The following is a 22709-nucleotide window of genomic DNA, read 5'->3' as shown; positions in this document are numbered from 1 at the left end:
CTATTGGACGAGAATTGCCTGCGCCAGTTCAAGGTCGCTTGCATGAAGTTTTGGCTGGCTGCGGCGCAAGTAAATCAACGCGGATTCCAGTTGCGCTCCGCGTAGTTGGCCGTCACTGGCAATGAACGCCGCAGCGTCATCGTGTGCGGCGATCAGCAGCTTACGGTCGAAGGGGGCGGCGGTCACCATGCTGGTGGCGTAACCCGTGACGACGATGCCTTGGGTCGACAAGTTGAACGCGTCGAAGGCATAGGTCGGGGCCGACCAGCAGGCCGCGAGAAATACTGAAATGAAAAGCTGCTTTGAAAGAAGACGCATGAGACTCGTTTGTCGAAAGCGAGTCCAAAGGCTAGCGCAATCCCCGGGCTAGAGCCAGTGCCGAAACATTGGGACACGACAGGCGTGTCCCATGTGACAGCGTTGCTTAGATCGTCAGGATGGCCTGTGCCAGCTGTGCATCAGTGGCGTTTAGCTGAGGAGCCTGGTGGCGGATGTGGTCAAGTGCGCTTTCCAGTTTCACGCCACGAATGGCGCCTTCGCTGGCGACGAAGCTGGCGGCGTCGTCACGGGCAGCGCGCACGATCTTGTCATCGCGAAAGGAGGAAGTGACATCGGAGGTTGCATCGGAACTGGACTTAAGTGCGCCTACGACGGCATCCGTGGTCACGATAAAGCTGGTCGCGTGGGAATTGGCAGCCACGGCAAGCAGGGCTGCAGCGCTGAGCAGACGAAGACGGGACATGGTGTAACTCCTTTGGATAACCGATTGAGAGGTGTTGAGGTAGCTGTTGAGTCAGACGCCTGTCGAACAGCGCTCGCCACGTTCTGGCTTGATATTAGGCCTGCTTTTATCGGTTCGAACAGTCCCTTCTGTTAAAGCAGCGGCCTAGCGCCAGAACGGTTTATCCAATTCATTAATCCGATCCGCGTGGCTGATGCCTAGGTCCGAGAGTTGCTGATCATTGAGCTGGCCCAGCAAACGCCGGGTTCTGGCTCTCTCAAGGGCGGCGGCGAGCGACTGCAGCAATCGTTTAAGTCTGTGGAGTCGAGGCTTCTTTAGAAGGGCGGGGGCAGAAACATTCAGTAAGTTATCCATGGCGCGAAGTCCTTTTGCCGGAGAGTCAGGACTTCATGTTGAGCGCAGCGACACTGGGCCTACAGATACACTGTCGTAAAATTGTACTGGTGCAATATGATAAATATTAAAACTGTACTCATTGTCGGCTAACCCTTTTGTACGGCCGCCGACTAGGGCCGAAAACGACAAAGCCCGTCGTGGTTTCCCACGACGGGCTTTGTTTTTTCAATTTGGAGTGCTGGCGGTGGACCCGGTGGGTCAGAGCCAGCGACGCTAACTTAGCGCCAGAACGGCTTGCTCAGCTCTTCGTAGCGTTGTGCTTCGCTAATCCCGGCATCAGCCAGCAGACGCGAATCCAGACGAGCCAGTTGATGGCGGCTGGAGATGCGGCGCTGCCACAGCATCAGGTTGGCAATAACGCGAAGAGGCATGGAAGCCTGGGTTTTTGCAGCGGTATCTTCGAAGAACAGTTCGGAACTGAGTGTACGTTCCATGGTTGACATCCTTCCGCTTGTGGCGGGATTAGGTAGTGGTTTAACTGATGCCAATGATCCTCTCGTTTGGCTAGTCTCTGTAGATACAGTTCACCTGTATTGTGAGGGACCAGTTAACTGTTAATAGGGGGTGTACTGGTCGAAATTGAGGCAACTGTACCTGTCGGCACTATATTGGTGCGATTTTGATGTTTTCGCTTGAATGGGTAGGCAAATACGGTAGGAAATGACCAGTACAGCAGTACAGTTTTAAACAAAATCTAGTGTGGCCAAGGCCAGCTGACACAACTGTGTTTGCGTCAGCTGTTTTTTTGCTGAATCAGACCGCCAGCATTCGTCCGGTTTCTTCCAGGTTGATGTGCCAGCGCAGGGCATCGCGCAGGATATGCGGGGTGTGCCCGCCCAATGCGCAGGCCGACGTAAAGTAGTCATCCAGCGCCTGGCGATAGTCCGGGTGCACACAGTTGTCGATGATCACCCGTGCTCGCTCCCGTGGTGCCAGGCCACGCAGGTCGGCCAGGCCAATCTCCGTCACCAGGATGTCGACGTCATGCTCGGTATGGTCGACGTGGCTGACCATCGGCACCACGCTGGAGATCGCGCCACCCTTGGCGATGGATTTGGTCACGAAGATTGCCAGGTGCGCGTTGCGCGCAAAGTCCCCGGAACCGCCGATGCCATTCATCATGCGTGTGCCGCAGACATGGGTAGAGTTGACGTTGCCGTACAGGTCGAACTCCAGAGCGGTGTTGATGCCGATGATGCCCAGGCGCCGCACGACTTCCGGGTGGTTCGAGATTTCCTGTGGCCGCAGGACCAGTTTGTCCTTATAGCGCTCGAGGTTGCCGAAGACGTCGGCGTTGCGCCGGCTCGACAGGGTGATCGAGCTACCTGACGCAAAACTCAGCTTGCCGGCGTCGATCAGGTCGAAGGTCGAGTCCTGCAGCACCTCGGAATACATGGTCAGGTCTTCGAATGGCGAGTCGATCAGGCCGCACATTACCGAGTTGGCGATGGTGCCGATCCCGGCCTGCAACGGGCCGAGTTTGTTGGTCATGCGCCCGGCAGCCACTTCTTGCTTGAAGAAGTCGATCAGGTGATCGGCAATGGCTTGGGTGTCGACGTCCGGCGGCAGGACAGTGGAGGGCGAGTCGGACTGGTTGGTGATCACGATCGCGACAATCTTTTCCGGCGGGATGGGGATGGCGGTGCTGCCAATGCGATCGTCAACCTTTACCAGCGGAATCGGTGTACGAGTCGGGCGATAGGTCGGGATATAGATGTCGTGTAGACCTTCGAGATTCGGGTTGTGCGCGAGGTTGATCTCGACGATCACCTGTTTGGCGAAAATCGCGAAGCTGGCCGAGTTGCCAACCGAGGTGGTCGGCACGATATGGCCCTGCTCGGTGATCGCCACGGCCTCAATCACGGCGATGTCCGGCAGCGTGAGTTGCTGGTTGCGCAATTGCTCCACGGTTTCCGAGAGATGCTGGTCAATGAACATCACTTCGCCGGCGTTAATCGCCTTGCGCAAAGTGCTATCAACCTGGAATGGCATGCGTCGCGACAGTACGCCGGCTTCGGTGAGCTGTTTATCGAGGTCATTGCCCAGACTGGCGCCGGTCATCAACGTGATTTTCAGCGGGGTGATTTTGGCGCGCTCGGCCAATGCGTGGGGGACGGCTTTGGCTTCGCCAGCGCGAGTGAAACCACTCATGCCGACGGTCATGCCGTCCTGAATCAGAGCGGCAGCGTCAGCGGCGCTCATCACCTTTTCCAACAACGAAGGCAAGCGAATACGATCACGGTACATGGATGGTTATCTCGGGCAACGGAAGCAAGGTGTGCAGTCTAGTGATTTGAAAAAAATCCGTCCCGCTACCATGGTCGAATGCAGAGGCCTGATTTAGAGCCTTTGGTCGGGTTTCACGGGGAATAAAAAAACCCCAGCCTACTAAAGGCTGAGGTTTTGGGTATTGCGTTGGAGCAGGTTTTACTCGACAGCTTTGACCATGTCTTCGATGACTTTCTTGGCGTCGCCGAAGACCATCATGGTTTTGTCGAGGTAGAACAGTTCGTTGTCCAGGCCGGCATAACCGCTGGCCATCGAGCGCTTGTTGACGATGATGGTCTTGGCCTTGAACGCCTCGAGAATCGGCATACCGGCAATCGGCGATTTCGGGTCGTTCTTCGCGGCCGGGTTGACCACGTCGTTGGCGCCGAGCACCAGCACTACGTCGGCCTGACCGAACTCGGAGTTGATGTCTTCCATCTCGAACACCTGGTCGTAAGGCACTTCGGCCTCGGCCAGCAGCACGTTCATGTGGCCAGGCATGCGACCGGCAACCGGGTGGATCGCGTACTTCACGGTCACACCGCGATGGGTCAGCTTCTCGGTCAACTCTTTAAGCGCATGTTGCGCCCGAGCGACCGCCAGGCCGTAACCCGGAACGATGATCACGGTGTCGGCGTTGGTCAGCAGGAAGGTCGCGTCGTCAGCCGAACCGGATTTAACCGGGCGGGCTTCTTTCGAACCGGCCGGGCCAGCCGCGTCTGCCGTATTGCCGAAACCACCGAGCAGCACATTAAAGAAGGAGCGGTTCATCGCCTTGCACATGATGTACGAGAGGATCGCACCGGACGAACCCACCAGCGAACCGGCGATGATCAGCATCGAGTTGTTCAGCGAGAAGCCGATCCCCGCGGCTGCCCAGCCCGAGTAGCTGTTAAGCATCGACACCACCACCGGCATGTCGGCCCCGCCGATCGGGATGATGATCAACACACCCAGCACGAAGGCCAGGGCCAGCATCAGCGCGAAGGCACTGAGGTTGCCGGTCAGCATGAAGGTGATGCCCAGCGCCAGAGTGGCCAGGCCCAGCAACAGGTTCAGCTTGTGCTGGCCACCGAACTGTACCGGTGCGCCCTGAAACAGGCGAAACTTGTACTTGCCCGACAGCTTGCCGAAAGCGATCACAGAGCCGGAGAAGGTGATTGCACCGATAGCCGCACCCAGGAACAGTTCCAGACGGTTGCCCGCCGGAATCGCATCACCGAGCTGTTTGACGATGCCCAACGATTGCGGCTCAACGACCGCCGCGATCGCAATAAACACCGCAGCCATACCGATCATGCTGTGCATGAAAGCGACCAGTTCCGGCATCTTGGTCATTTCAACGCGCTTGGCCATGATCGACCCGGCGGTGCCGCCGACCAGCAGGCCGACGATGACATAACCGATGCCGGCGGTGGCCAGCTCAGCGCCCAGCTTATAGATGAGGCCTACGGTAGTGAGAATCGCCAGGCCCATGCCGAGCATGCCGAACAGGTTGCCACGGCGCGACGTGGTCGGGTGCGACAGGCCTTTGAGCGCCTGGATGAAGCAGATGGACGCAATCAAGTACAGCGTCGTTACGAGGTTCATGCTCATTACTTGGGCGCCTCTTCTTTTACTTTCGGGGCTTTTTTCTTGAACATCTCAAGCATTCTGCGGGTGACCAGGAAACCACCGAACACGTTTACCGCGGCCAGCGCCACGGCGAGGGTGCCCATGGTTTTGCCCAGTGGCGTCACGGTCAACGCGGCGGCCAGCATGGCGCCGACGATGACAATCGCCGAGATGGCGTTGGTGACTGCCATCAGGGGGGTGTGCAATGCAGGCGTTACGTTCCAGACCACGTGATAACCGACATAAATCGCCAGCACGAAGATGATCAGGTTGTAGATACCGGGGGAGATAAGCTCTTCCATCGTCTGAATCCCTGCTTAGGCGTTTTTGCGGATGACTTGGCCGTCGCGGCACATCAGGCACGCGGCGACGATGTCGTCTTCGAGGTTGATCTCGAACTGGCCTTCTTTGTTGAAGACCAGCTTCAGGAAGTCCAGCAGGTTGCGTGCGTACAGGGCCGAAGCGTCTGCCGCGACCGCGCCCGCCAGATTGGTCGGGCCGCAAATGGTCACGCCATTCTCGACCACGACCTGGTCGGCCACGGTGAGCGGGCAGTTGCCGCCCTGGGCTGCGGCGAGGTCGATGACCACCGAGCCTGGCTTCATCTGCGCCACGGTTTCCGCGCTCAACAGCGTCGGCGCCTTGCGGCCCGGGATCAGTGCGGTGGTAATGACGATGTCAGCCTGCTTGGCGCGTTCGTGCACGGCCAGGGCCTGACGCTGCATCCAGCTGGCGGGCATTGGCCGGGCGTAACCGCCGACACCGACAGCGCATTCGCGCTCTTCATCGGTTTCATACGGTACGTCGACGAACTTGGCGCCGAGGGATTCGATCTGCTCTTTAACTGCAGGGCGCACGTCGGACGCTTCGATCACTGCCCCCAGGCGTTTCGCCGTGGCGATCGCCTGCAAACCTGCAACGCCGGCGCCCAGAATCAGCACGCGCGCCGCTTTCACGGTACCCGCAGCCGTCATCAGCATCGGCATGAAGCGCGGGTAGTGGTGAGCGGCCAGCAACACGGCTTTATAGCCGGCGATGTTCGCTTGGGAGGACAGCACATCCAGGCTTTGAGCGCGGGAGGTGCGCGGAGCCGCTTCCAGCGCGAACGCGGTAATGCCGCACTCGGCCAGCTTGGCAATGGTTTCATTGCTGAACGGGTTGAGCATGCCGACCACAACGGTGCCGCTTTTAATCAGCGTCAGCTCGCTGTCGCTGGGGGCGACCACCTTGAGAATCAGCTCGGCACCAAACGCGTCGTTGGCGCTGCCAATCGTTGCGCCTGCCGCTTCATAAGCACTGTCGACAACGCTGGCGTTAATGCCGGCGCCGCTTTGCACAGTGACCTTATGACCCTGGCCGATCAGCTTCTTGATGGTTTCCGGGGTTGCAGCAACCCGCGTTTCACCCGTCTGGGTTTCGAGAGGAACACCAATGTGCACGTCAAATCTCCTGCGTGATCTTATTGAGTAAACCCAGGCACTTCGGATGGTGCGGCTGGGGCGGCCGATCAGCACGATCCCGCCAAATCTGGGCGGGGCGCGGCATTTTGCAGGCGAACTTTGTGCCCTTCAAGGGATTATGACGGGTGACGGAAAATTAACTACAAGTCACCCCGTGACCGAATGTCGCAACCGACCGCCTCAATCCCTTGCAGGCCGTGCCTTGTAAGGATTTTGGCCGAATTTCAAGAATTTACACATCGGCACGGTGAATGAGGCGTCATTGCTGGTGAATGGAGGCTCAAAGCCACGTCGGCAGGCACTTGTGGGACGTTTGTACTGCTTGTCGGTACAGTCTGCGAATATGCGACAAAAACGTATATCTGTAGGGCTTTGGTTTTGTTGACTACGGGGTCAGCTAACGCCGGTAAGCCTTTACCCTTCTAGGCTGTAGCTTTGTGCTTGGGTGACCAGCCAATCGCGAAATGCCCGTAGAGACGCCGATTCGACCTTTCGCTCCGGAATCATCAGATAATAGGCCTTGATGCTCGACAGCGCCTGAGTGTTGGCTATCACCAGGCGCTTCTCCGTCAGTTCGCGTTGAATCAGGAATGGCGGAATCAGCGCGATCCCCATGTCGTGCATCGCCGCTTGGGCAAGCATGGAGAATAGCTCGTAGCGCGGTCCTGTCATGTCCCGTGGCACATTCAGGTGCTGAGAGTTGAACCACTGGCGCCAGGCATAAGGGCGCGTGGTCTGTTGCAGCAGGGGCATTTCGGCGATTTCATCGGGTGTCAGATTGGCTTTTTTGCGCAGTAGCGTAGGGCTGCACACCGGCATCGGATTTTCGCCCATTAGCCTGTGGGATTCGGTACCCGACCAATCCGCATCACCAAAGTAAATCGCGGCATCGAAGTCGGTATCGGCGAACAGGAAGGGGCGTGTGCGGTTGGTGAGGTTGACCGTCACTTCCGGGTGTTTGTGCTGGAAGTCTTTGAGGCGTGGCAGCAGCCATTGGGTGCCAAAGGTCGGTACGACGGCCAGCTCGATCACATTGGCGCCCTGTTGCCCCATCACGGACAAGGTGTCCCGCTCGACCGCGTCAAGCTGGGTTGCTACGCGGCGACTGTAGGAAAGTCCGGCTTCCGTCAGCTTCACTCCGCGCCGCGAGCGTCGGAAAAGTTCTACGCTGAGGAACTCCTCGAGGCTGGCGATCTGTCGGCAAATGGCGCCTTGAGTGAGCGAAAGCTCCTGCGCCGCTTTGGTAAAGCTCTCGTGGCGCGCTGCCGCTTCAAAGCTGATCAGGGCGGTGGTGCTAGGGATTTTCCGGCGCATGTACTCCAACCTCACTAATACATCGCATAAAGGCTATTTCGCGACGTTACGGAGTGAGAAATTAGCACAACAGTATGCAAAATCCTCGTTTGCCGTAATGCCGGACCAGGCCTAGGATCAGTCCACGTTATTTGACCCGATTCGAGAGGACACACTCATGGGCGGTAAAGCTAGCTTCAACTGGATCGATCCCCTGCTGCTGGATCAACAGCTCACCGAAGAAGAGCGCATGATCCGCGACACTGCCGAGCAATTCGCTCAGCAGAAGCTCGCACCGCGCGTGCTTGAAGCTTTCCGTCATGAAAAGACCGATCCGGCGATCTTCCGCGAGATGGGCGAAGTGGGCCTGTTGGGTGCGACCATTCCCGAGCAGTACGGCGGCAGCGGTCTGAACTACGTCAGCTACGGGCTGATTGCTCGTGAGGTTGAGCGTGTCGACTCCGGCTACCGTTCGATGATGAGTGTGCAGTCCTCGCTGGTCATGGTGCCGATCAATGAATTCGGCACTGAAGCCCAAAAGCAGAAGTACCTGCCGAAACTGGCCTCGGGCGAGTGGATTGGCTGCTTCGGTCTGACAGAGCCTAACCATGGTTCCGACCCGGGCGCGATGATTACTCGTGCACGCAAAGTGGAAGGCGGCTACAACCTGACCGGCAGCAAGATGTGGATCACCAACAGTCCGATTGCCGATGTGTTCGTGGTTTGGGGTAAGGATGATGCGGGCGACATCCGTGGCTTTGTTCTGGAAAAAGGCTGGAAAGGCCTGAGTGCTCCGGCGATCCATGGCAAGGTTGGCCTGCGTGCATCAATCACCGGCGAGATCGTCATGGACAACGTGTTTGTTCCTGAAGAGAACATTTTTCCTGACGTCCGCGGTTTGAAAGGCCCTTTTACTTGCCTCAACTCCGCGCGCTACGGCATTTCCTGGGGCGCTTTGGGCGCTGCCGAGTTCTGCTGGCACACCGCTCGCCAGTACACCCTGGATCGTCAGCAGTTCGGTCGCCCGTTGGCCGCCACTCAGCTGATCCAGAAGAAGCTTGCCGACATGCAGACCGAGATCACCCTGGCACTGCAAGGCTGCCTGCGTCTGGGTCGTATGAAGGATGAAGGCACGGCGGCAGTCGAGATCACCTCGATGATGAAGCGCAACTCCTGCGGCAAGTCCCTGGACATCGCGCGTATGGCGCGTGACATGTTGGGCGGTAATGGCATTTCCGATGAATTCGGTGTTGCTCGCCACCTGGTCAACCTGGAAGTGGTGAATACCTATGAAGGTACGCACGACGTCCACGCACTGATCCTCGGTCGCGCGCAAACCGGCATCCAGGCGTTCTATTAATAGGAGAACGTCCATGGGCGCGCTTTCGCATCTACGGGTACTGGATTTATCGCGGGTGCTGGCCGGGCCTTGGGCCGGGCAGATCCTTGCCGACCTTGGCGCCGAAGTGATTAAGGTTGAGCGTCCGGGCAATGGCGACGATACGCGTGCCTGGGGACCGCCCTTCCTGAAAGACGCCTATGGCGAGAACACCAGCGAGGCCGCCTATTACTTGTCGGCCAATCGCAACAAGCAATCGGTGACCATCGATTTCACGCGTCCAGAAGGGCAAAAGCTGGTACGTGAGCTGGCAGCCAAGTCGGACATCCTGATCGAGAACTTCAAGGTCGGTGGCCTGGCGGCTTATGGGTTGGACTATGAGTCGCTTAAAGCCATCAATCCGAATCTGATTTATTGCTCGATTACCGGGTTTGGTCAAACCGGGCCTTACGCCAAGCGCGCGGGTTATGACTTCATGATCCAGGGTCTGGGCGGGCTGATGAGCCTGACCGGTCGACCTGAGGGAGATGAGGGCGCAGGGCCGGTGAAAGTCGGTGTGGCGCTGACAGACATCCTGACGGGGCTCTATTCGACGGTAGCGATCCTTGCCGCGTTGGCCCATAGGGAACATGACGGTGGTGGTCAGCATATCGATATGGCGTTGCTGGATGTTCAGGTTGCGTGCCTGGCCAACCAGGCGATGAACTATCTGACTACGGGTAATGCGCCCAAGCGCCTGGGTAATGCACATCCGAACATCGTGCCCTATCAGGATTTTCCTACGGCGGATGGAGACTTCATTCTCACCGTGGGTAATGACGGGCAGTTCCGCAAGTTTGCGGAGGTGGCTGGGCAGCCTCAGTGGGCGGATGACCCACGCTTCGCGACCAACAAGCTGCGGGTGGCGAATCGCGCGGTGTTGATCCCGCTGATCCGTCAGGCGACTGTCTTCAAGACCACCGCTGAGTGGGTGTTACAGCTAGAGCAGGCGGGTGTGCCATGCGGACCTATTAATGACTTGGCTCAGATGTTTGCTGATCCTCAGGTCAAGGCGCGTGGTTTGGCGATCGAGCTACCCCATGTGCTAGCAGGCATGGTGCCACAGGTAGCGAGCCCCATTCGCCTGTCGGAAACGCCGGTGGAGTATCGTAATGCGCCTCCGTTATTGGGCGAGCACACGCTGGAGGTTCTGCAGCGGGTGTTGGGTCTGGATGCAGAAACGGTCGCCGCTTTCAAAGTGGCGGGGGTCCTCTGAAGATTCCTTCTATATAGAGGGGTGGTTTTGCTCTCCTATATAGAAGGAAGCGGTCTGTTTTCCGGCTTTCTGCAAGTTATTGATAGAAAAGCCAAATCAGGGGTTGACGGCAGATTCTGGAAGTCTATAATTCGCCCCACTTCCGGCGCAGTCGAAACGGAAAACTCCTTGGTAAACAAAGAGTTACGCAGTTTTCGACAGCGAGTTGCTTCAGGTTATCGAAGCCCAGAAGGAGTTGATCAGGCGGGGTTGTTTGGCTTGATTGACGGTTCGATCTTCTCGGTCGAAAGCGGAGAAAAAGAGGTGTTGACAGCAGCGAGTAACGCTGTAGAATTCGCCTCCCGCTAACGAGAGATCGGAAGCGCAAGTGGTTGAAGTTGCAAAGGAAACTTTGAAAACTTCTGAAAATAACCGCTTGACAGCAACAGAGGCTGCTGTAGAATGCGCGCCTCGGTTGAGACGAAAGATCTTAACCAACCGCTCTTTAACAACTGAATCAAGCAATTCGTGTGGGTGCTTGTGGAGTCAGACTGATAGTCAACAAGATTATCAGCATCACAAGTTACTCCGCGAGAAATCAAAGATGTAACCAACGATTGCTGAGCCAAGTTTAGGGTTTCTTAAAAACCCAAAGATGTTTGAACTGAAGAGTTTGATCATGGCTCAGATTGAACGCTGGCGGCAGGCCTAACACATGCAAGTCGAGCGGCAGCACGGGTACTTGTACCTGGTGGCGAGCGGCGGACGGGTGAGTAATGCCTAGGAATCTGCCTGGTAGTGGGGGATAACGCTCGGAAACGGACGCTAATACCGCATACGTCCTACGGGAGAAAGCAGGGGACCTTCGGGCCTTGCGCTATCAGATGAGCCTAGGTCGGATTAGCTAGTTGGTGAGGTAATGGCTCACCAAGGCGACGATCCGTAACTGGTCTGAGAGGATGATCAGTCACACTGGAACTGAGACACGGTCCAGACTCCTACGGGAGGCAGCAGTGGGGAATATTGGACAATGGGCGAAAGCCTGATCCAGCCATGCCGCGTGTGTGAAGAAGGTCTTCGGATTGTAAAGCACTTTAAGTTGGGAGGAAGGGCAGTTACCTAATACGTATCTGTTTTGACGTTACCGACAGAATAAGCACCGGCTAACTCTGTGCCAGCAGCCGCGGTAATACAGAGGGTGCAAGCGTTAATCGGAATTACTGGGCGTAAAGCGCGCGTAGGTGGTTTGTTAAGTTGGATGTGAAATCCCCGGGCTCAACCTGGGAACTGCATTCAAAACTGACAAGCTAGAGTATGGTAGAGGGTGGTGGAATTTCCTGTGTAGCGGTGAAATGCGTAGATATAGGAAGGAACACCAGTGGCGAAGGCGACCACCTGGACTGATACTGACACTGAGGTGCGAAAGCGTGGGGAGCAAACAGGATTAGATACCCTGGTAGTCCACGCCGTAAACGATGTCAACTAGCCGTTGGGAGCCTTGAGCTCTTAGTGGCGCAGCTAACGCATTAAGTTGACCGCCTGGGGAGTACGGCCGCAAGGTTAAAACTCAAATGAATTGACGGGGGCCCGCACAAGCGGTGGAGCATGTGGTTTAATTCGAAGCAACGCGAAGAACCTTACCAGGCCTTGACATCCAATGAACTTTCCAGAGATGGATTGGTGCCTTCGGGAACATTGAGACAGGTGCTGCATGGCTGTCGTCAGCTCGTGTCGTGAGATGTTGGGTTAAGTCCCGTAACGAGCGCAACCCTTGTCCTTAGTTACCAGCACGTAATGGTGGGCACTCTAAGGAGACTGCCGGTGACAAACCGGAGGAAGGTGGGGATGACGTCAAGTCATCATGGCCCTTACGGCCTGGGCTACACACGTGCTACAATGGTCGGTACAGAGGGTTGCCAAGCCGCGAGGTGGAGCTAATCCCAGAAAACCGATCGTAGTCCGGATCGCAGTCTGCAACTCGACTGCGTGAAGTCGGAATCGCTAGTAATCGCGAATCAGAATGTCGCGGTGAATACGTTCCCGGGCCTTGTACACACCGCCCGTCACACCATGGGAGTGGGTTGCACCAGAAGTAGCTAGTCTAACCTTCGGGAGGACGGTTACCACGGTGTGATTCATGACTGGGGTGAAGTCGTAACAAGGTAGCCGTAGGGGAACCTGCGGCTGGATCACCTCCTTAATCGACGACATCAGCTGCTCCATAAGTTCCCACACGAATTGCTTGATTCATTGAAGAAGACGATAAGAAGCAGCCCGAAATTGGGTCTGTAGCTCAGTTGGTTAGAGCGCACCCCTGATAAGGGTGAGGTCGGCAGTTCGAATCTGCCCAGACCCACCAATTTTGTGTGGGAACCTGTAGAAATACGGGGCCATAGCTCAGCTGGGAGAGCGCCTGCCTTGCACGCAGGAGGTCAACGGTTCGATCCCGTTTGGCTCCACCACTACTGCTTCTGTTTGTTGAAAGCTTAGAAATGAGCATTCCATTGTGATGATGGTGAATGTTGATTTCTAGTCTTTGGCTAGATCGTTCTTTAAAAATTTGGGTATGTGATAGAAAGATAGACTGAACGTTACTTTCACTGGTAACGGATCAGGCTAAGGTAAAATTTGTGAGTTGCTCTTAATTGAGTATTATCGAATTTTCGGCGAATGTCGTCTTCACAGTATAACCAGATTGCTTGGGGTTATATGGTCAAGTGAAGAAGCGCATACGGTGGATGCCTTGGCAGTCAGAGGCGATGAAAGACGTGGTAGCCTGCGAAAAGCTTCGGGGAGTCGGCAAACAGACTTTGATCCGGAGATGTCTGAATGGGGGAACCCAGCCATCATAAGATGGTTATCTTAAGCTGAATACATAGGCTTAAGAGGCGAACCAGGGGAACTGAAACATCTAAGTACCCTGAGGAAAAGAAATCAACCGAGATTCCCTTAGTAGTGGCGAGCGAACGGGGACTAGCCCTTAAGTGGCTTTGAGATTAGCGGAACGCTCTGGAAAGTGCGGCCATAGTGGGTGATAGCCCTGTACGCGAAAATCTCTTAGTCATGAAATCGAGTAGGACGGAGCACGAGAAACTTTGTCTGAATATGGGGGGACCATCCTCCAAGGCTAAATACTACTGACTGACCGATAGTGAACTAGTACCGTGAGGGAAAGGCGAAAAGAACCCCGGAGAGGGGAGTGAAATAGATCCTGAAACCGTATGCGTACAAGCAGTGGGAGCCCACTTTGTTGGGTGACTGCGTACCTTTTGTATAATGGGTCAGCGACTTATTTTCAGTGGCGAGCTTAACCGAATAGGGGAGGCGTAGCGAAAGCGAGTCTTAATAGGGCGTCTAGTCGCTGGGAATAGACCCGAAACCGGGCGATCTATCCATGGGCAGGTTGAAGGTTGGGTAACACTAACTGGAGGACCGAACCGACTACCGTTGAAAAGTTAGCGGATGACCTGTGGATCGGAGTGAAAGGCTAATCAAGCTCGGAGATAGCTGGTTCTCCTCGAAAGCTATTTAGGTAGCGCCTCATGTATCACTGTAGGGGGTAGAGCACTGTTTCGGCTAGGGGGTCATCCCGACTTACCAAACCGATGCAAACTCCGAATACCTACAAGTGCCGAGCATGGGAGACACACGGCGGGTGCTAACGTCCGTCGTGAAAAGGGAAACAACCCAGACCGTCAGCTAAGGTCCCAAAGTTATGGTTAAGTGGGAAACGATGTGGGAAGGCTTAGACAGCTAGGAGGTTGGCTTAGAAGCAGCCACCCTTTAAAGAAAGCGTAATAGCTCACTAGTCGAGTCGGCCTGCGCGGAAGATGTAACGGGGCTCAAACCATACACCGAAGCTACGGGTATCACTTAGGTGATGCGGTAGAGGAGCGTTCTGTAAGCCTGTGAAGGTGAGTTGAGAAGCTTGCTGGAGGTATCAGAAGTGCGAATGCTGACATGAGTAACGACAATGGGTGTGAAAAACACCCACGCCGAAAGACCAAGGTTTCCTGCGCAACGTTAATCGACGCAGGGTTAGTCGGTCCCTAAGGCGAGGCTGAAAAGCGTAGTCGATGGAAAACAGGTTAATATTCCTGTACTTCTGGTTATTGCGATGGAGGGACGGAGAAGGCTAGGCCAGCTTGGCGTTGGTTGTCCAAGTTTAAGGTGGTAGGCTGGAATCTTAGGTAAATCCGGGATTCTAAGGCCGAGAGCTGATGACGAGTGTTCTTTTAGAACACGAAGTGGTTGATGCCATGCTTCCAAGAAAAGCTTCTAAGCTTCAGGTAACCAGGAACCGTACCCCAAACCGACACAGGTGGTTGGGTAGAGAATACCAAGGCGCTTGAGAGAACTCGGGTGAAGGAACTAGGCAAAATGGCACCGTAACTTCGGGAGAAGGTGCGCCGGTGAGGGTGAAGCATTTACTGCGTAAGCCCATGCCGGTCGAAGATACCAGGCCGCTGCGACTGTTTATTAAAAACACAGCACTCTGCAAACACGAAAGTGGACGTATAGGGTGTGACGCCTGCCCGGTGCCGGAAGGTTAATTGATGGGGTTAGCTAACGCGAAGCTCTTGATCGAAGCCCCGGTAAACGGCGGCCGTAACTATAACGGTCCTAAGGTAGCGAAATTCCTTGTCGGGTAAGTTCCGACCTGCACGAATGGCGTAACGATGGCGGCGCTGTCTCCACCCGAGACTCAGTGAAATTGAAATCGCTGTGAAGATGCAGTGTATCCGCGGCTAGACGGAAAGACCCCGTGAACCTTTACTATAGCTTTGCACTGGACTTTGAATTTGCTTGTGTAGGATAGGTGGGAGGCTTTGAAGCGTGGACGCCAGTTCGCGTGGAGCCAACCTTGAAATACCACCCTGGCAACTTTGAGGTTCTAACTCAGGTCCGTTATCCGGATCGAGGACAGTGTATGGTGGGTAGTTTGACTGGGGCGGTCTCCTCCTAAAGAGTAACGGAGGAGTACGAAGGTGCGCTCAGACCGGTCGGAAATCGGTCGTAGAGTATAAAGGCAAAAGCGCGCTTGACTGCGAGACAGACACGTCGAGCAGGTACGAAAGTAGGTCTTAGTGATCCGGTGGTTCTGTATGGAAGGGCCATCGCTCAACGGATAAAAGGTACTCCGGGGATAACAGGCTGATACCGCCCAAGAGTTCATATCGACGGCGGTGTTTGGCACCTCGATGTCGGCTCATCACATCCTGGGGCTGAAGCCGGTCCCAAGGGTATGGCTGTTCGCCATTTAAAGTGGTACGCGAGCTGGGTTTAGAACGTCGTGAGACAGTTCGGTCCCTATCTGCCGTGGACGTTTGAGATTTGAGAGGGGCTGCTCCTAGTACGAGAGGACCGGAGTGGACGAACCTCTGGTGTTCCGGTTGTCACGCCAGTGGCATTGCCGGGTAGCTATGTTCGGAATAGATAACCGCTGAAAGCATCTAAGCGGGAAACTAGCCTCAAGATGAGATCTCACTGGGACCTTGAGTCCCCTGAAGGGCCGTCGAAGACTACGACGTTGATAGGTTGGGTGTGTAAGCGCTGTGAGGCGTTGAGCTAACCAATACTAATTGCCCGTGAGGCTTGACCATATAACACCCAAGCAATTTGCTGACCTGAAAAGGCACCAGATTGCGGTGTGTGAAGACGAAACGAACCGAAAGTTCGATTGTTCACAAACACCGAGATCTATCACATACCCATTCGCTGGAGCGTGCGCCGTAAGGCAAGCGACCTGGCTACCGAATTTCTTGACGACCATAGAGCATTGGAACCACCTGATCCCATCCCGAACTCAGCAGTGAAACGATGCATCGCCGATGGTAGTGTGGGGTTTCCCCATGTGAGAGTAGGTCATCGTCAAGATTAAATTCCGAAACCCCTATCTGCGTATGCAGGTAGGGGTTTTGTTTTAGTAGAAGTCACCAATTTTGCTGGCACGTTACGACTGTAACGGGCTGGTCACAGAATTTCTTGACGACCATAGAGCATTGGAACCACCTGATCCCATCCCGAACTCAGCAGTGAAACGATGCATCGCCGATGGTAGTGTGGGGTTTCCCCATGTGAGAGTAGGTCATCGTCAAGATTGAATTCCGAAACCCCTGTCTGCTAACGCAGACAGGGGTTTTGTCGTTTTGGCTCCTAAAAACGTCAGGTCATTATCCCCCGCGAGTCATGCCACTTCTGCGCCACACCCTTGCCCAGTGTTGATGTCCAATAAGTGCATCGAGCTCCAACGGCTCTAGAGCGCCGTTCGGCGGGAATGTCGGTCATTTCATACAAACCCCTAAGATTTCTCCGACTAGTGCCGAAAGACTAGTGAGACATGCGTGCACCAAAGTAGCGCGACCGAAGAATTCCGCCTGCGCTGTTACATGGAATGTTGCACCTGGAACGCATCCCCACTTTTTGCATAAGAAGTCCCATGAAATGAATCTCAAGTTCAGCCATAAAATCCTTCTGGCCGCCTCTGGCGTCGTGGTGCTGGCTTTTGCGTTGTTCACTTTGTACAACGACTATCTGCAGCGAAACACGATCCGGCAAAACCTCGAGTCCTCCGTCCAGCAAGCTGGCGATCTGACCGCCAGCAGCGTGCAGAACTGGATGAGCGGCCGTGTGCTGGTGCTGGAAAACCTCGCCCAGAACGTCGCTCATCAAGGCGCCAATGCGGACCTTCCCGGACTGGTTGATCAACCGGCCCTCACCTCGAACTTCCAGTTCACTTACGTCGGCCAGGCCAACGGCGTGTTCACCCAACGCCCTGACGCGAAGATGCCGGACGGTTACGATCCGCGTCAGCGTCCCTGGTACAAACAAGCCGTGGCTGCCGATAAGACCATGCTGACGCCGCCGTACATGGCCGCCGTCGGTGGGTTGGTGGTGACCATCGCCATGCCGGTGAAAAAGAACGGTGAATTGCTCGGCGTGGTCGGCGGTGATCTGAGCCTGGAGACCCTGGTAAAGATCATCAACTCGGTGGACTTCGGTGGCATCGGCCACGCGTTCCTGGTCAGTGCCGACGGTCAGGTGATCGTCAGCCCGGACAAAGACCAGGTGATGAAAAACCTGAAGGACATTTATCCAAACTCTGGCGTGCGCATCGAGAAGGGCAATCAGGACGTCACCCTGAACAAGCAGGACCGCATCCTCTCGTTCACCCCGGTGATCGGTTTGCCGAATGCCGAGTGGTACATCGGTCTGTCGATCGACAAGGACAAGGCCTACGCACCACTGAGTCAATTCCGCACTTCGGCGTTGATTGCAATGTTCATCGCCGTCAGTGTGATTGCCGTGCTGTTGAGCCTGCTGATCAACGTGCTGATGCGTCCGCTGACCACCATGGGCCGCGCGATGCAGGACATCGCCCAGGGCGAGGGCGACCTGACCCGTCGTCTGGCCGTGGAAAGCAAAGACGAGTTCGGCGAGTTGGGTGGTTCGTTCAACCAGTTCGTGGAGCGGATTCACGCATCGATTTCCGAAGTGTCCTCGGCGACCCGCCAGGTCCACGATTTGTCGCAGCGCGTAATGGCATCGTCCAACGCTTCGATCGTCGGCTCCGATGAGCAAAGCGCGCGCACCAACAGCGTGGCTGCCGCCATCAACCAATTGGGTGCCGCCACCCAGGAAATCGCCCGCAATGCTGCCGATGCTTCGCAGCATGCGAGCGGTGCAAGCGAGCAGGCGGATGATGGTCGTCAGGTAGTAGAGAAAACCATCCTGGCCATGACCGAGTTGTCGCAGAAAATCAGCCTGTCCTGCACCCAGATCGAAACCCTGAACGCCAGCACTGACAACATCGGGCACATTCTGGATGTGATCAAAGGCATCTCCCAGCAGACCAACTTGCTGGCGCTCAACGCCGCCATCGAAGCGGCGCGTGCCGGTGAAGCCGGTCGTGGTTTTGCGGTCGTGGCGGACGAAGTGCGCAACCTGGCGCATCGCACACAGGAGTCGGCGGAAGAGATCCACAAGATGATCACCTCGCTGCAGATCGGTTCTCGCGAAGCAGTGACGACCATGAATGCCAGTCAGCTCTCCAGTGAAGAGAGTGTCGAAGTGGCGAATCAGGCGGGCCTGCGATTGGTCAGCGTGACGCAGCGCATCGGCGAAATCGACGGCATGAACCAGTCGGTGGCCGCGGCGACCGAAGAGCAGACGGCGGTAGTGGAAACCCTCAATGTCGACGTCAACCAGATCAACTTGTTGAACCAGCAGAGCGTGGCGAACCTCAATGAAACGTTGAAGGATTGTGATGCGTTGTCGTTGCAGGCGAACCGGTTGAAGCAACTGGTCGATAGCTTCAAGATCTGATTCGGGTCAGTTCTACTGCGTTATCGTTCTTCGCGGGCAAGCCTCGCTCCTACAGGGCATGGAAAACCCTGTAGAAGCGAGGCTTGCCCGCGAAAGCGGTAGAAAAGTCACCGCTGAACCAATGCTCTACACAAACAGCTTCAACACATTATTCATCGCGTCATCCGCAAACCCCTGCACGAAATCCTTGAACCCCGGCAACGCCTCGGCACCTCCCTGCGCCGGTTCGGCAATGATGGTCCAGGTCGCCCGTGACGTGTTCGCACCAAGCGGTTCAACACTCATTGCCGCCCACAAATTGGCCACGCCCAGTGTGTTGTAAATGGTCGTCCACGTCATGCTCAGTGCCTGGTCATTTCGCGAGTTGAGTTGCTCGACCACCAGGTTGCCGTCCTTGAAAAATTTCTTGCGCAGCGACGACACGCCTTCGCCCGTCATCTCGATGTGCGACAGCGCCGGAATGAACTGATCGAAGCCGGCAAAGTTGCCGACCACCGCCCAGACCTGCGCGGCATCCGCCGGCACCTCCACCGAGGACACGACGTGGCAGCCTTGCGGGTTTTTGATCAGGGTATCGGGTTGCAGATTGTTCATGGTCTTGCTCCATTGGGTTTGAATGAATCAGATGAAATTGATTTCTTTGAGGTAGTCGCAACCGCGACGCAGCAGTGCGGGTGATTTTTCCGGGTAGTGCGCGCCCATCTGCCGAACGCCGGCCTGGGCGTTGTCGTGGCCGATCATCGAGATGTCGCCGATGTCTTCCTCGAAGCCGTTGAGGTAGAAACCGAGTACGCCGAACAGCGCGTTGTCGCTGTCGACCCGACCCAGTTGCTGTTGCCAGTCGGCGACGCTGACCATGGAGAACTCCCGGCCCGCCTCACGGAATGACGCGACGTAATCGTCCCAACTCAGGGGCTCGGGGTTGTGCAGGTTGAACACCGCTTTTTCAGACGAATAACGGCTGGCATGGAAGCCAATGAAGCGAGCGAGAAAGTCCACCGGCATCAGGTCGAAATTCAGCGAAAACTCCGGCACCTGGCCGAGCTGGATCGAGCCCTTGAGCATCAGCATCAAGCGGTTTTTGTGCGGCTGACAGACGCCGGAGAGGCTGTTGAAGCTGATGTTGCCGGGGCGATAAAGATTGACCCGCACCCCACGTTCACGCGCTCGTTCGAGGATCCGTTCGCCGACCCACTTGGACAGGTTGTAGCCGTTCTTGATGTAGATCGGCGGTGTCTGCGCTGCGGGTAATTCCAGCACTCGGCCATCGTCGGCAATCGTGCTGGACGCCGACAGCGTGGAGACAAAATTGAAGATCTTCTTGCTGCGCCCCTCGCACAGCCGCAGGCATTCGAAAATCGGCTCGACGTTGTCCCGCGCCAACGACTCGTAATCGAGCACGTGATTGACGTTGGCGGCGTTGTGCACCAGCGCGCCGAACTCTCGATCGAGGCGCTCGTAAACGTGCGCATCAAGCCCCAACGCCGGGCGAGTGATGTCTGCCGCGTAAACCTGCACCCGACTCAGGTCCAGGTGCTCCAGTCGGTTTTCCCGCAACGCATGAGCGAAGCGCTCAGCCGCCGATTGCCCACCGCCATCGCGCACCAGGCAGGCCACTTCAGTGACGCCCCACGCCAGCAACGCTTCGACGATATGCACACCGACAAAACTGTTTGCGCCGGTGACGATCACCTTGTGCACATCGCCCATGCGGCTGATGGGCAGTGGCTGAATATCCAGCTCGCGGAAGGCATCCGCCAGTGCTTGCGCGCTCAGGACTTCCTCGGTGCCGGAGCCGCGCACCAATGTCGCCAGCTTCGCAATAGTCGGCAATTCAATGAAGCGATTGATCGAGATGCTGCGGCCGAATTCTTCACGTAATCGCAGCAACATCCGTGACAACAGAATCGAGTGGCCGCCCAGATTGAAGAAACTTTCGTCGGTCGAAATATCGCTGGCCGGCAACTCCAGCAGCTCAGCCCAGATCTCCAGCAACAGCGCTTCATCGGCGCTGGCGGGCAAGCGCCGTGTCGTGTTTTCGGCAACATTCACCGGCATCGCCAGCAGCGCTTTGCGGTCGACTTTGCCGTTACTGGCGAACGGCATGCTCGGCAGTTCAGTCCAGGCGATGGGTTGCATGTAGTCCGGCAAAAACTGCATCGCATGAGCCTTCAAGGCTTCGCGCGCGGCGCCCGTTTGGTTCTCCTGAGGTTGTGCGAGGAACGCCAGAATCCGCCGTTGGCTGTCGATAACCACCGCCACCTGGCGGTACAACTGACTGTCGCGCAGGCAGCGTTCGATCTCTTCCGGCTCGACGCGAAAGCCGCGGATTTTCACCTGATTGTCCCGCCGTCCGCACAGCTCGATACCGTCGCCGGTCCATTTCGTCATATCGCCGGTACGGTAGGCGCGCAGGCGCTGGCCGTCTGGCAAGTTCATGTCCAGGTAACGTTCGGCAGTCTGCTGCGGGTTGTTCAGATAACCCAGGCACACCCCCGGCCCGACAATGTACAACTCACCGACGACCTGCTCGGCCACCGGCTGAAAAGCCTCATCGAGAATTAGCACCTGGCTGTTGGCAATCGGCGACCCGAGGGTGCGGTTGTTGTCGCCAGCGCGCAGTTGGCGCGCGGTAATAAGCACCGTGGCTTCGGTCGGGCCATAGAGGTTGTAGAGATTGCCCTGACGGGTGAGCTGCTCGATAACGTAGGGTTCGCAGACATCGCCGCCGGTCATTATATGATCCAGGACCTGCAGCTGATCCAGCGGCAGAATGCTCAACAGCGCTGGCGGTAAAAATGCATGGCTGAGGCGTTGATGGCGAATCAGCTCGACCAGTTGCAACGGATCGCGACGCTGGTCGTCGTTCGGCACGATCAGTTCGGCGCCCTGAAGCAGGGTCGGGAAAATATCGATCAGCGACGAGTCGAAACTCAACGACGAAAACTGCAAGGCCCGACTGTGTTCGGTCAGCTGCACATAGTCGGCATACCACGCGGTGAAGTGCGCGAGGTTAGCCTGGCTGAGCAGCACGCCTTTGGGATGCCCGGTGGTGCCCGAGGTATAGAGCGCCATGCAGGGCGCGTCGAGAGCGGGGCGCTGGCGCATCAAGGGTTGACCGAGGGCGACGTCAGCGAAGTCGATGCGACTGATGTCCAGCCCCGGCATTTCATCGGCGAGGGGATGCTGGCCGTCATGCAGCAACAACACCGCTCCTGCATTCGAAAGGATGTACTGCTGACGTTGCAGTGGATGGCTCGGCTCCAGCGGCAAGTACACCGCGCCGCTGCCCAGAATCGCCAGGATCCCTGCATACAACGCACTGCATTTCGGCAGGCAGATCCCCACCACCAACGGGCCTTGATGCTGTGCGAGCAACGGCAGCAAGCGTTGTTGGATCGCACGGCTCTGGGCGTGTAATTGCCGATAACTCAGCGATGTGCCGTCGATGTTCAGCGCAGGTCGTTCGGCGGACTCGATGAAGCGTTGTTGCAGGCGCTCGATCATCGGGATCCGGGCGAGTTCTTGCAGCCACGGTTGAGCGGTGTTGTTGAGTTGATGAACGAACGCCAGGCGTTCTAAAAACAGCAGATTGTCCACCTGTTCAAAATGGGCTGCCGCAGCCGGTTCAGCGCAGAGAAAATACTCGGCGTCCCGGGAGAATCGGCTGACCAGCAGTGAGACGTGATCCACCAGTTCCGCCACCGCTCGCAGGCGCAAGGCCTGGCCGTTTCCGCTAGGTTCATCGGCAATTGGCACGCGCGTGAACAGCGTTGATCCTTGCATGCACAGCAGGTCAATCGGCGGTAGACCGGTGACGTTCGGCACGCCAATTCCCAGTTGCAGTGTCAGATGCGGCGCATCACTCGGGACTGAAAACGCCTGGCTGGCGTCGTCAATCAGCAGATCAAACAACGGCGCCTCCTCAAACGCATCGAGCCGCACCAGCGAATGACCCTGTTGTTCAAGTTCCAGCGCCAGGTCGGTCAAGGCCTGGCTTTGCCCAATGAGCAGAATGTCGAGACGTCTCATGATGTT

The 22709-nt window shown here is 56.5% G+C and carries 15 protein-coding genes, 2 tRNA genes, 4 rRNA genes and 1 pseudogene; 11 read left to right on the top strand and 11 right to left on the bottom strand.

Features of this window, described 5'->3' with window-relative positions; all coding sequences use genetic code 11:
• The 9 genes from BLU63_RS09255 to BLU63_RS09215 all read right to left on the bottom strand — a co-directional run bounded on the left by BLU63_RS09255 (position 1) and on the right by BLU63_RS09215 (position 7794).
• Positions 1-318, bottom strand: coding sequence for a DUF2388 domain-containing protein (locus BLU63_RS09255; RefSeq protein WP_010465727.1), 318 nt, complete (start codon positions 316-318; stop codon positions 1-3).
• Between the two features lie 106 nt (positions 319-424).
• On the bottom strand, positions 425-742 hold the full coding sequence (locus BLU63_RS09250) for a DUF2388 domain-containing protein (protein ID WP_010465729.1): 318 nt from the start codon (positions 740-742) through the stop codon (positions 425-427).
• Between the two features lie 144 nt (positions 743-886).
• Complete coding sequence (locus BLU63_RS09245; protein ID WP_010465731.1) at positions 887-1096, bottom strand: DUF1127 domain-containing protein; 210 nt, start codon at positions 1094-1096, stop codon at positions 887-889.
• Positions 1097-1356: 260 nt separating this feature from the next.
• Positions 1357-1572, bottom strand: coding sequence for a DUF1127 domain-containing protein (locus BLU63_RS09240; protein WP_007902752.1), 216 nt, complete (start codon positions 1570-1572; stop codon positions 1357-1359).
• A gap of 319 nt (positions 1573-1891) precedes the next feature.
• Positions 1892-3385 carry an acetyl-CoA hydrolase/transferase family protein gene (locus BLU63_RS09235; RefSeq protein ID WP_010465734.1) on the bottom strand — a complete coding sequence of 498 codons (1494 nt, stop codon included), beginning with the start codon at positions 3383-3385 and terminating at the stop codon, positions 1892-1894.
• Positions 3386-3565: 180 nt separating this feature from the next.
• Positions 3566-5002: an NAD(P)(+) transhydrogenase (Re/Si-specific) subunit beta gene (locus BLU63_RS09230; protein ID WP_010465736.1), complete on the bottom strand. Its 1437-nt coding sequence runs from the start codon at positions 5000-5002 to the stop codon at positions 3566-3568.
• Positions 5002-5322 carry an NAD(P) transhydrogenase subunit alpha gene (locus BLU63_RS09225; RefSeq protein ID WP_003187417.1) on the bottom strand — a complete coding sequence of 107 codons (321 nt, stop codon included), beginning with the start codon at positions 5320-5322 and terminating at the stop codon, positions 5002-5004. The genes BLU63_RS09230 and BLU63_RS09225 overlap by 1 nt, the downstream gene beginning before the upstream one ends.
• A gap of 15 nt (positions 5323-5337) precedes the next feature.
• A complete protein-coding gene (locus BLU63_RS09220; protein WP_010465739.1) occupies positions 5338-6459 on the bottom strand; it encodes a Re/Si-specific NAD(P)(+) transhydrogenase subunit alpha in 1122 nt (373 codons plus the stop codon).
• Between the two features lie 435 nt (positions 6460-6894).
• On the bottom strand, positions 6895-7794 hold the full coding sequence (locus BLU63_RS09215; protein WP_077748814.1) for a LysR family transcriptional regulator: 900 nt from the start codon (positions 7792-7794) through the stop codon (positions 6895-6897).
• A gap of 157 nt (positions 7795-7951) precedes the next feature.
• On the opposite strand from BLU63_RS09215, the gene BLU63_RS09210 reads away from it, so the two are divergent.
• The 11 genes and pseudogenes from BLU63_RS09210 (at position 7952) to BLU63_RS33765 (ending at position 18671) form a co-directional block, all read left to right on the top strand.
• Complete coding sequence (locus tag BLU63_RS09210; protein ID WP_077748813.1) at positions 7952-9133, top strand: acyl-CoA dehydrogenase; 1182 nt, start codon at positions 7952-7954, stop codon at positions 9131-9133.
• A gap of 13 nt (positions 9134-9146) precedes the next feature.
• The gene (locus BLU63_RS09205; protein ID WP_010465742.1) at positions 9147-10367 is read left to right on the top strand and encodes a CaiB/BaiF CoA transferase family protein; all 1221 of its coding nucleotides are present in this window, start codon (positions 9147-9149) and stop codon (positions 10365-10367) included.
• 27 nt (positions 10368-10394) lie between these two features.
• A complete protein-coding gene (locus tag BLU63_RS33015) occupies positions 10395-10715 on the top strand; it encodes a hypothetical protein (RefSeq protein ID WP_162179687.1) in 321 nt (106 codons plus the stop codon).
• A 292-nt stretch (positions 10716-11007) separates the two neighbouring features.
• Positions 11008-12546, top strand: a 16S ribosomal RNA gene (locus BLU63_RS09195).
• Between the two features lie 82 nt (positions 12547-12628).
• Positions 12629-12705 (top strand) — tRNA-Ile (locus tag BLU63_RS09190).
• 27 nt (positions 12706-12732) lie between these two features.
• A tRNA-Ala gene (locus BLU63_RS09185) sits at positions 12733-12808 on the top strand.
• Between the two features lie 249 nt (positions 12809-13057).
• Positions 13058-15949 (top strand): 23S ribosomal RNA (locus BLU63_RS09180).
• 158 nt (positions 15950-16107) lie between these two features.
• Positions 16108-16223, top strand: a 5S ribosomal RNA gene (gene rrf, locus BLU63_RS09175).
• Between the two features lie 107 nt (positions 16224-16330).
• A 5S ribosomal RNA gene (gene rrf / locus BLU63_RS09170) occupies positions 16331-16446 on the top strand.
• Together the 16S, 23S and 5S rRNA genes with 2 tRNA genes alongside form the textbook arrangement of a ribosomal RNA operon.
• Before the next feature lie 344 nt (positions 16447-16790).
• A pseudogene (locus BLU63_RS33770) lies at positions 16791-17768 on the top strand (cache domain-containing protein); the annotation flags it as partial.
• A gap of 117 nt (positions 17769-17885) precedes the next feature.
• A complete protein-coding gene (locus BLU63_RS33765; protein ID WP_371859431.1) occupies positions 17886-18671 on the top strand; it encodes a methyl-accepting chemotaxis protein in 786 nt (261 codons plus the stop codon).
• Positions 18672-18797: 126 nt separating this feature from the next.
• On the opposite strand, the gene BLU63_RS09160 is transcribed toward BLU63_RS33765, so the two are convergent.
• Both BLU63_RS09160 and BLU63_RS09155 read right to left on the bottom strand, forming a co-directional pair.
• Positions 18798-19265, bottom strand: a complete 468-nt coding sequence (locus tag BLU63_RS09160; protein ID WP_083375331.1) for an SRPBCC family protein — start codon at positions 19263-19265, stop codon at positions 18798-18800.
• 27 nt (positions 19266-19292) lie between these two features.
• Positions 19293-22703: a non-ribosomal peptide synthetase gene (locus BLU63_RS09155; protein ID WP_083375330.1), complete on the bottom strand. Its 3411-nt coding sequence runs from the start codon at positions 22701-22703 to the stop codon at positions 19293-19295.
• Between the last annotated feature and the right edge of the window lie 6 nt (positions 22704-22709).

The organism is Pseudomonas mandelii (genome assembly GCF_900106065.1).
Taxonomy (GTDB): domain Bacteria; phylum Pseudomonadota; class Gammaproteobacteria; order Pseudomonadales; family Pseudomonadaceae; genus Aquipseudomonas; species Aquipseudomonas mandelii.
Note: the sequence above shows the minus strand (reverse complement) of the source record. Positions and strands in the feature narration are given on the sequence as shown.

What these genes read in the sequence shown, in the direction of transcription:
- BLU63_RS09240 (WP_007902752.1), bottom strand. Translation starts at nt 1,572, where the DNA reads ATGGAACGTACACTCAGTTCCGAACTGTTCTTCGAAGATACCGCTGCA.
- BLU63_RS09155 (WP_083375330.1), bottom strand. Translation starts at nt 22,703, where the DNA reads ATGAGACGTCTCGACATTCTGCTCATTGGGCAAAGCCAGGCCTTGACC.
- BLU63_RS09210 (WP_077748813.1), top strand. Translation starts at nt 7,952, where the DNA reads ATGGGCGGTAAAGCTAGCTTCAACTGGATCGATCCCCTGCTGCTGGAT.
- BLU63_RS09250 (WP_010465729.1), bottom strand. Translation starts at nt 742, where the DNA reads ATGTCCCGTCTTCGTCTGCTCAGCGCTGCAGCCCTGCTTGCCGTGGCT.
- BLU63_RS33765 (WP_371859431.1), top strand. Translation starts at nt 17,886, where the DNA reads ATGGCATCGTCCAACGCTTCGATCGTCGGCTCCGATGAGCAAAGCGCG.
- BLU63_RS09160 (WP_083375331.1), bottom strand. Translation starts at nt 19,265, where the DNA reads ATGAACAATCTGCAACCCGATACCCTGATCAAAAACCCGCAAGGCTGC.
- BLU63_RS09245 (WP_010465731.1), bottom strand. Translation starts at nt 1,096, where the DNA reads ATGGATAACTTACTGAATGTTTCTGCCCCCGCCCTTCTAAAGAAGCCT.
- BLU63_RS09235 (WP_010465734.1), bottom strand. Translation starts at nt 3,385, where the DNA reads ATGTACCGTGATCGTATTCGCTTGCCTTCGTTGTTGGAAAAGGTGATG.
- BLU63_RS09205 (WP_010465742.1), top strand. Translation starts at nt 9,147, where the DNA reads ATGGGCGCGCTTTCGCATCTACGGGTACTGGATTTATCGCGGGTGCTG.
- BLU63_RS09230 (WP_010465736.1), bottom strand. Translation starts at nt 5,002, where the DNA reads ATGAGCATGAACCTCGTAACGACGCTGTACTTGATTGCGTCCATCTGC.
- BLU63_RS09215 (WP_077748814.1), bottom strand. Translation starts at nt 7,794, where the DNA reads ATGCGCCGGAAAATCCCTAGCACCACCGCCCTGATCAGCTTTGAAGCG.
- BLU63_RS09255 (WP_010465727.1), bottom strand. Translation starts at nt 318, where the DNA reads ATGCGTCTTCTTTCAAAGCAGCTTTTCATTTCAGTATTTCTCGCGGCC.
- BLU63_RS09225 (WP_003187417.1), bottom strand. Translation starts at nt 5,322, where the DNA reads ATGGAAGAGCTTATCTCCCCCGGTATCTACAACCTGATCATCTTCGTG.